Source organism: Microcystis sp. M083S1 (assembly GCF_020246405.1).
Classification (GTDB): Bacteria; Cyanobacteriota; Cyanobacteriia; order Cyanobacteriales; family Microcystaceae; genus Microcystis; species Microcystis aeruginosa_C.
Genome location: NZ_JADBTB010000148.1, coordinates 1 through 9,666 on the forward strand (window position 1 = coordinate 1; position 9,666 = coordinate 9,666).

6 protein-coding genes and 1 pseudogene are annotated in these 9,666 nt (G+C 44.5%); 6 read left to right on the forward strand and 1 reads right to left on the reverse strand.

Translation table 11 applies throughout. From position 1 onward, the window contains the following. Nucleotides 1-219: 219 nt before the first annotated feature. The gene (gene pta / locus IM450_RS14300) at nucleotides 220-2,316 is read left to right on the forward strand and encodes a phosphate acetyltransferase (protein WP_002801840.1); all 2,097 of its coding nucleotides are present in this window, start codon (nucleotides 220-222) and stop codon (nucleotides 2,314-2,316) included. Between the two features lie 235 nt (nucleotides 2,317-2,551). Here the strand turns inward: pta and IM450_RS14305 are convergent. Continuing rightward, nucleotides 2,552-2,758 (reverse strand): annotated as a pseudogene (locus IM450_RS14305) (IS200/IS605 family transposase); the annotation flags it as partial. A gap of 168 nt (nucleotides 2,759-2,926) precedes the next feature. Here IM450_RS14305 and IM450_RS14310 point away from each other — a divergent pair. From IM450_RS14310 to IM450_RS14330, 5 genes are all read left to right on the forward strand, one after another. Next, a complete protein-coding gene (locus IM450_RS14310; RefSeq protein WP_287720641.1) occupies nucleotides 2,927-4,141 on the forward strand; it encodes an RNA-guided endonuclease InsQ/TnpB family protein in 1,215 nt (404 codons plus the stop codon). Nucleotides 4,142-4,275: 134 nt separating this feature from the next. Beyond that, entirely contained in the window at nucleotides 4,276-5,460 is a 1,185-nt protein-coding gene (locus tag IM450_RS14315; protein WP_002801042.1) for a tetratricopeptide repeat protein, read from the forward strand. A gap of 77 nt (nucleotides 5,461-5,537) precedes the next feature. Beyond that, nucleotides 5,538-7,415, forward strand: coding sequence for an ATP-dependent zinc metalloprotease FtsH4 (gene ftsH4 / locus IM450_RS14320; RefSeq protein ID WP_287666496.1), 1,878 nt, complete (start codon nucleotides 5,538-5,540; stop codon nucleotides 7,413-7,415). A 310-nt stretch (nucleotides 7,416-7,725) separates the two neighbouring features. Then, complete coding sequence (locus tag IM450_RS14325; RefSeq protein ID WP_287720643.1) at nucleotides 7,726-8,058, forward strand: DUF4164 family protein; 333 nt, start codon at nucleotides 7,726-7,728, stop codon at nucleotides 8,056-8,058. A 105-nt stretch (nucleotides 8,059-8,163) separates the two neighbouring features. After that, entirely contained in the window at nucleotides 8,164-9,537 is a 1,374-nt protein-coding gene (locus IM450_RS14330) for a TIGR03279 family radical SAM protein (RefSeq protein ID WP_287666499.1), read from the forward strand. The last annotated feature ends 129 nt before the right edge of the window (nucleotides 9,538-9,666 follow it).

Genomic DNA, 9,666 nt, shown 5'->3' on the forward strand with positions numbered 1-9,666 from the left:
GGGATTAAGGGGGGATCAAAACCACCTTATTAAGGGGGGATCAAAACCACCTTATTAAGGGGGGATCAAAACCACCTTATTAAGGGGGGATCAAAACCACCTTATTAAGGGGGGATCAAAACCACCTTATTAAGGGGGGATTAAGGGGGGATCAATCGCTCACCTCAAGGTTGGGGTGGCCCAATTAAATCCCACTCCTGTTATTATTCTTCTCTACCTATGACTAACTCTTTATATATCAGCACGACGGCAACGGGAAGCGGTAAAGCGTTAGTCGCTTTAGGAATTATTGACTTAATTCTCCGCAAAACTAATAAAGTTGCTTTTTTCCAGCCAATTGTTCTCGACTGTTCCGAAGGTCATCGGGACGAAGACATTGACTTAATCCTCAATTATTTTAAATTAGAACAAACCTACGAAGAAGCCTTCGGTTTATGTTACGAAGAAGTTAAGGATTTATTGGTACAACAAAAATTTGATGAAATCATCGAAAGAATTATCAAAAAGTTTAAAAACTTAGAAAAAAAATATGATTTTATCCTCTGTGAAGGTTCCGATTATCTGCAAGAAAATTCCGCCTTTGAATTTGAACTAAATACAGAAATTGCCAAAAATCTCGGCCATCCCATCTTAATATTAGGTAATGCCCACAATCGCAGTATCGAAGATGCCCTTAGTCCGATCCTGATTTCCTGCGACACCTACCAAGATAAAGGTTGTACGGTGATTGGGATTATTATCAATCAAGCTGAAGAGGAAAAAATAGAGGAATTACGGAAAACCCTGACTAAAATTTTTCCCCCCCAAGAATATGCCCTAGGAGTGATTCCCCACAATGCCAAACTGAGCAGCCCGCGAGTGGCAGAAATCGCCCAACAATTACAGGCAAAAGTTCTCTACGGACAGCAGAGATTAGACAGTTTAGCTAGTAACTTTCTGGTGGTGGCCATGCAGATGCAAAATGCCCTAGAGCGGCTAAAAGAAGATAGCTTAATTATCACCCCTTGGGATCGCGGCGATGTGATTATCGGGATGTTACAAGCCCACCAATCGGCCAATTATCCCCAATTAGCCGGTATAGTCTTAACAGCAGGTCATAACCTCAATCCTTCGATCGCCCGTTTAATTGACGGTTTGCCCGATCCCTTACCGATTCTCTCCGTCACCACCGATACCTACACTACGGCCGAACGCATCCACCAAGTGCGAACCACCCTGACCTCGACGGACTACGATAAAATTAACCTCAGTCTGCAGCTTTTTCACAGTAACATCAATCTTGATCGCCTAGAAGCGCAAATTCGCACTTTGCGGACCCAGGGGATTACCCCGAAGATGTTCACCTATAATCTCGTACAACAGGCCAAAGCGCAAAAACGTCACATCGTTTTGGCCGAAGGGACCGAACCGCGCATCCTCCAGGCGGCCACAGTTTTAATCGAACAGGATATCGTCGATTTAACCCTTTTGGGACAACCGGACGAGATCGCAATGGTGATTAAAAAACATGGTATCACTCTCGATCTCGATCGCCTGCAAATTATTGACCCCGTGGCTAGTCCCCATTTTGAAAGCTATGTGCAGACCCTCTACGAAGCGAGAAAAGCCAAGGGAATGAATCTGGATATGGCCCGGGATTATGCACAGGATGTCTCCTATTTTGGCACTTTAATGGTGTATCAGGGCGATGCTGATGGTATGGTATCGGGGGCAGTGCATACCACTCAACACACGATTCGGCCTGCACTCCAGATTATCAAAACTAAGCCCGATTGTGCGATCGTCTCCTCGGTCTTTTTTATGTGTCTAGAGGATCGGGTCTTGGTCTATGGGGATTGTGCGGTCAATCCCGACCCCAGTGCCGAGGAATTAGCCGAAATCGCCCTATCTTCTGCTGAAACTGCCCAAAAATTCGGAATCGAACCGCGAATCGCCCTGCTTTCCTATTCTTCGGGTCAATCGGGCCAGGGAGAAGACGTGGAAAAAGTACGACAAGCGACCAAAATCGCTAGGGAAAAACGCCCCGATTTGAAGCTAGAAGGCCCGATTCAGTACGATGCGGCCGTGGATAGGGAAGTAGCCGCCCAAAAAATGCCGGGGTCAGAGGTGGCGGGCCAAGCAACGGTGTTTATTTTTCCTGACCTGAATACAGGTAATAATACTTATAAAGCCGTGCAGCGGGAAACGAAAGCTTTAGCGATTGGTCCAATCCTACAGGGATTAAAAAAACCCGTCAATGATCTCAGTCGCGGTTGTACCGTTCCCGATATTATCAATACGGTGGTAATCACGGCCATTCAATCCCAATCTTTTTGAGTTATCAGTTAGAAAACGGGTTTCTCAAAAAAACCCTTTTTCTGGAATATGCTTATACCATTTCTCTAAATGAAAACTACACATCGAATTTAAGTCACCCTTTTTAAGGGGGATTTAGGGGGATTAAACTTCTGTAGTCAGACTTTGGAGAATTGGTATTATTTCCTCCCGACCGGGCCAGAGCGGGAATCAAAACTATCTCAATGGAGCGAGATGAATCGCGACCAGAATAAAACTAACGCGGTAGCGTTTCCACTTTCGGGGAGTTTTGGTTCTCGACGTATTTTTTTAGTTGTTCGACAGTAACGTCGCCACAACTAGCCACGAAATAAGCTCCCGTCCAAAAATAGGGTTTGTTGTCGAAATACTCGGCCGCCAAATACGGAAATTCTTGTCTAATTAAGCGACTACTAACTGTTTTAAGGTTAGCGATTAGTTTGGTCCATGATTGTAATTATAGCGTTTCCTGTTCGCAAGAGATACATTATCGATGGTGAAAAGCTTAATTAGCAAAGGTTAAACTGTGCCACACAGGTGTGAGAACCGCTATAGTTGATATCCTAGGCAGTAAGTGTTATAATTTAACTATACATCACGCTCACGAAAGACAGTGATAACGCTTACCTACCAGTACAAACTAAAGGTAAACAGACAACAGGAACAGGAGATAATCCACATTCTTGATGTTTGCAAAAGCGTTTATAATTACGCTCTTTCAGAACGGAAAGATTGGTTAAACTCTCGAAAGTGTCTTGCGGATCACTGTTCGCTAGTTTCCGAGTACATAATTCCTGCGGATGAACCCTATCCTAATTACTTCGTTCAAGCTAAAAATCTAACGGAAGCTAAAAAAGTTTACCCGATATTAAAGACGGTTAACGCTCAAGTTTTACAGCAAGTCTTAAAAACTTTAGATAAGGCGTTTAACCAGATGAAATCGAAAGGCTTCGGCTTTCCTAGATTTAAGAAAAAGATGCGGAGTTTTGTTTTTCCTGCGCTGTCAAAAAGCTTTCTAGGTGACGAATACTTAAATTTTCCACAATTGGGAAAAATTAGAATCAGGCAATCTAGAGAATACCCGTCTGGGTTCGAGCCTAAACAAGCTCGAATTATCCAAAAAGCGTCGGGATTTTACGTTTCGGTTTCCTTCCAATCTACGGAATTAGTTCCCGATATGACAGTGGGGAAAACCTGTTTAGGAATTGACGCGGGAATTGAGAGTTTTGTTGCTACTTCACGGGGAGATTTAATCAAAGCCCCTCGATTTTTGTTGAAAGTACAGAGTAAGCTTAAATTGCTACAAAGACGCTTGAAACGGAAAACTAAAGGCTCTAGCAATTGGTTAAAACTTCAGGAGAAGATAGCGAGATTACATGAAAAAGTGTCTAATACTCGTAGAGATTGGCACTTTAAGTTAGCTCATTACCTTTGCGATCTCGCTGATAATATCTTTGTTGAAGATATTAACTTCGTTTCCTGGTCTAGAGGGATCGTTAGAAAACAATCTCTGGATTCAGGTATCGGTAGTTTTATTAACGAGATATTACCGTTTGTCGCTTGGAAACGGGGAAAATATTATCTTAAGGTTGATAAAAACGGAACCTCGCAAGAGTGTCCGAATTGTGGCGCAATTACTGGTAAAAAAGCGTTATCGGAAAGAGTTCACCGGTGTGATTCTTGCGGCCACATTGAACCGAGAGATACGGCATCAGCGAAGGTAATTGAGAACCGAGGAAAAAACGCGGTCGGACTGACCGTGTTAGAAAACGCTCGCGGAGGCGATTTGACGGGGATCGACTGGGTTAAACTCGGTCGATCTAGTTAAAAGCCTAAGAACCGAGAATCCCCCGCTACACCGCGCGAGCGGTTAGCGGGGGAGAGTCAATCCCCGATAACTGATAACTGCTAGACTAATTGGGTGATGCTTGCAAGATTAATAAAACCAGTGTCGAGATTAGAATGCAGGGACTTTTAAGAAAACTTTGGCGTGCGATCGAAAACTTTTTTACCCGACTTTTGGGGGGACAAGGGGGAAAGGGGAAAGTACAAGCGATCGAATCTGTTCCCCTAACCGATACAGATTACGAGTTTCTCTATATGCAGTTACTCGATGGAGTGTCCCACGGTTGGCACGAAGGCAGAATTCTGAGATTTTTTGAGAAACTGGGCGATCGAGGTCGGCAAAAAGATTGGGTAGAATGGTTAGAGCGCTTTGGGACACGTCTGCAATCCTCCGCTTCCCTTAACCAACTTCTCGCCAGCAGAATGATCCGTTTAGGAGAATTAGCCCGCGCTTTCCCCGGTATTGAACGTATTGGTGAAGCTTCCTACGAGATCGGTTATCAACTCTACACCAAAGAAACTGCCACTTTAATCTGGGAATACGCCGGCGACGATGAGGACCTTGGCAGTTATTCCCTGCCGCAACCCCCAGAAAATCTCTTATATTCGGGTGAAACTAGCGATTTTAACGGTGCTGACTCGGAAAATCCCCAATTAGAAACCCTCACCCTCGATGAATTATTTAACCGTCTGCACAACGATCCTACCCTAGCGGGCCAAATGGCCGAACAATTAGGCATCGAAAATAAGGACGCAGAAAGCATTATTAATAGTCTGATCGCTCAATTTTCCCCCCAGGAGGGTAAAAACCCTGAAACTGCCGCAGATTGGTTTAATCAGGGCTTAGAACAGGCAAATTTAGGCAATTGGTCAAATGCGATCGCTGATTGGGAACAGGCCTTGACGATCGATCCCCAATTAGCCTCGGCCTGGCATAATCGTGGTGGTGCCTTAGCCATGATCGGTAACTACGAAGAGGCGTTAAATAGTTATGATCGCGCCCTAGAAATCACCCCCAACGATCACCAAGTCATTAACGCTAGAGGCAGCGCCCTATACGGACTGCAACGTTGGCAAGAAGCCTTAGAATGTTGGCAACAGGTGCTAGAAGCGGACGATAATTTTTATCAAGCTTGGTACAATCGCGGCAGTACCCTAGAAAATTTGGGCGAAACCCAAGCAGCGATCGCCTGTTATCAAAAAGCTTTAGGGATTGCGCCGGATTTTGAGCTTGCCCAAACCCGTCTAGAGGCTTTACTAGAGCAAAAACCGCCCGAAGACGACGGTAATCCCCCCGCCTGATTCAATCTGAACTTGAGCGGTCAACAGCCTACAATGGGGGAAGGATAGAGACTAATTTTAATGAATCAGGCCCAGCAATGAGTATAAAAAGCAAACCTCCTTCACAATCCCGCCTGATCGGTAATGTTTTATTAGCCGTGGGCGGCTTATTTCTGATTGTTAACCTCCTTTTTCCGCAATTATTTGGCCCTAGCGTCCCCAAAGTTCCCTATAGTCTTTTTATCGACCAAGTGGAAGATGGCAACGTCGCTAGGGTATCCGTGGGACAGAATGAGATTCGTTATCAGCTTAAAAACGACCAAGAGGGCAACTACGGACGAATTTTCAGCACTACACCGATTTTTGACCTAGAATTGCCCAAACGTCTAGAAGCCAAGGGCGTAGAATTCGCCGCCGCACCACCACCAAAAAATGGCTGGATTGGTAGTGTCCTTAGTTGGGTGATTCCTCCCCTGATTTTTGTTGGTATTTGGCAATTTTTCCTCGCTCGCAGCGGTGGCGGTGGTCCAGCTGGGGCTTTATCGATTACCAAAAGTCGCGCTAAAGTCTATGTGGAAGGAGACACCACCAAAACCACTTTTGAAGATGTGGCCGGTGTGGAAGAAGCGAAAACCGAATTGGCCGAAATCGTCGAATTTCTCAAATATCCCCAACGTTACATTCAAATCGGGGCGCGGATTCCCAAGGGTGTCCTCTTAGTCGGTCCGCCGGGGACAGGAAAAACCCTGCTGGCAAAAGCAGTCGCAGGAGAAGCGGGGGTTCCTTTCTTTAGTATCTCAGGTTCGGAATTCGTGGAACTCTTTGTCGGTGCAGGGGCAGCCCGAGTGCGGGATCTGTTTGAACAGGCCAAGAAAAAAGCCCCCTGTATTATTTTTATCGATGAATTAGACGCGATCGGTAAATCTCGCGCTAACGGTAATTTTATGGGGGGTAACGATGAACGGGAACAGACTTTAAACCAATTATTGACGGAAATGGACGGTTTTAACGCTGGTGATGCGACGGTGATCGTGCTGGCCGCCACTAATCGCCCCGAAACTCTTGATCCCGCCCTTTTACGCCCCGGCCGTTTTGATCGCCAAGTGTTAGTTGATCGCCCCGATCTGGCTGGACGCTTAAAAATCCTCGAAATCTACGCAGGTAAGGTAAAATTAGGCTCGGATGCAGATTTAAAACAGATTGCTACCCGTACCCCCGGTTTTGCTGGTGCTGACTTAGCTAATCTAGTCAATGAGGCCGCTTTATTGGCAGCCCGCAATCAACGCAGCACCGTCGCCCAAGAGGACTTTAATGAGGCAATCGAGCGGGTAGTGGCGGGTTTAGAGAAGAAAAGCCGGGTTCTCTCGGAAAAAGAGAAGAAAATCGTCGCTTATCACGAAGTTGGTCACGCTCTCGTCGGTGCAGTTATGCCGGGGGGTGGTAAAGTTGCTAAGATTTCGATCGTGCCTCGCGGCATGGCAGCCCTCGGTTATACCCTGCAAATGCCCACGGAAGACCGTTTCCTTATGGATGATACGGAATTACGCGACCAAATTGCTACTCTTTTAGGCGGTCGGGCTGCCGAAGAAATTATCTTCGGTAGTATTACTACTGGGGCCGCTAATGACCTGCAGCGGGCGACAGACTTGGCCGAACGCATGGTGACAACCTATGGTATGAGTAAGACCCTTGGCCCCCTAGCCTACGAAAAAGGTCAACAGAATAGTTTTCTGGGAGATGGCATGATGAATCCCCGGCGTTTGGTGAGCGATGATACGGCCAAAGCGATCGATAATGAAGTGAAAGAGATTGTCGAAAATGGTCATCAGCAGGCCCTGGATATCCTTGCTCAAAATCGCGATTTACTCGAAGAAATTGCCCAAGAAATCCTCAGTAAAGAGGTGATTGAAGGGGAACAATTGCAAGCACTGCTCGATCGCGTTAAACCCCTCGATCGAGAACCTGTTACTGTTTAGATTGATTTGATTTTTGCCTTACCCCATCTTGAACAAAGATGGGTTTTTTGCCATTATACTAAATCCAGTTATTAAAAATTGATTATTTATTCTTCCTTTTGCCTCTCCGCAGTCCCAGAACCCTACAGCGTTCCAATTAATCTTAACCCCTATTAGAGATTAAAACTTTGTAGGGTTGATTCATGAATCAACCCTACAGCGTTCCCATTAATCTTAACCCCTATTAGAGATTGAAACTGGGAGGCAAAAATCAGCGATACTGATATTGAGATCACGATAGTGAATCCAGAAGAGCTAAAGGAGACAGAAAATGGCTAACGAAACCGTCACTTATTCCCTAGAAGCTGTTTTGACAAGGATTGAGGGGAAAATCGACTCTCTGGAAAAACGGATCGATGAGGGATTTGATCAGGTAGATGAGAGATTTGATAAGATAGAAGAACGGTTGACAAAAGTGGAAATAGGACAAGTCGAACTCAAAGGGGAGATTAAAGCCTTGGATGAGCGACTAACCACAGAAATTAAAGGGTTAACTGCAAGAGTTGCCTATCAGGAATTTACCAATCGGGGGATTCTCATCGCTCTGGTTGTAGCCATTTTAGGAGGGGCTGCTAAACTTTTTGGTTTTTTCCCCAATCCCTAACAGCGATCGCCCTAAAATGCTGTAGAATTAACTTGACAAATATTAAAACGCAGCCAAAGACTCTCTGGGAAATGCAGTTAAATAATTGGATGGCAACCTAAAAATATGAGTGAATTAACTATTCGTCCAGCTAAAATTACTGGTGTCATCCCAGATTCGATCGCCGCCGAGATAGGTTTTGAAATCGGGGATGCGCTCGTCTCTATTAATGGTAATCGTCCCCGGGACTTAATCGATTATCAATTTTTATGTGCCGATGAATTTTTAACCCTAGAAGTGCTTGATAGTCAGGGCAAAACTCACCAAGTAAAAATCGAAAAAGATTATCATGAAGACTTAGGTTTAGAGTTTGAAACTGCCCTTTTTGATGGCTTAATTCAGTGCAATAATAAATGTCCTTTTTGCTTTATCGATCAACAACCAGAGGGCAAAAGAGAAACTTTATACTATAAAGATGATGACTATCGCTTAAGTTTTCTCTATGGCAGTTATTTAACCTTAACTAATCTCACCTCAAAAGAATGGCAGCGGATCGAAAAGATGCGAATCTCACCGCTTTTTGTGTCCGTTCATGCCACGGAACCCGATCTGAGAATTCGTCTCTTAAAAAATCCCCGCGCTGGTCAAATTTTAGACCATTTAAAATGGCTACAAGCCAGACAATTACAAATTCATGCACAAGTGGTAGTTTGTCCCAATATTAATGATGGAATTCATCTCGAAAGAACCCTGTTAGATCTGGTTTCTTTTCATCGGGGAGATATTCCCTGTGTGGAGTCGATTGCCGTAGTTCCCGTGGGATTAACCCGCTTTCGTCCCCAAGAAGATGAATTAATTCCTGTTAGCCAAGAAAAAGCGCGAGAAGTGATTGAACAAGTACAAACTTTACAGAAAAAATTTCGTCAAGAATTTGGCAGTAATGTGGTATGGTTAGCCGATGAATGGTTTTTAATTGCCCGAGTCGATTTACCCCCTCAATCTCACTACGAAGACTATCCCCAAATCGGTAACGGAGTTGGCTCGATTCGTCAATTTATTAGGGATTTCCAGAAGACAGCTAAGAAGTTATTGCCTGCTCAAATTACTCCCTCTAGACGGTTGGTATGGGTAGTGGGAAATGCCGTAGAACAAGCTTTTCAACCCCTAGTTAAACAGTTAAATAAGGTGCGGGGTTTAACCGTGGAATTAGTGGCTTTAAATAGTGATTATTGGGGGCAGGAAATCACGGTTACGGGTTTATTAACTGGGCAAGATATTCTCAAAGGATTACAAGGTAAAAATCTTGGGGATGGGGTTTTATTACCTTCTCTCATGCTTAAGCATGGGGAAGCGGTATTTTTAGATGATATCACCCTAGAAACTGTTATTAATCAGTTAAGAGTCCCTATTTATCCAGTCCTGGGAGTGGAGGAATTAATTAAAACTTGTCTTACTCTCAATCCTTTCTCTGACTTTCTCTCACATATAGGTGAGCAGTAAAAGTGATTAAAAGAGGGCGAATGCAATTCGCCCCTACAATAATATTATTGCGCCAATGGTAGGGGCGCATCGCGTGCGCCCAAAATGTAATATAGATATTTCGACCAAATTGATTTGAGTTTTTACTGA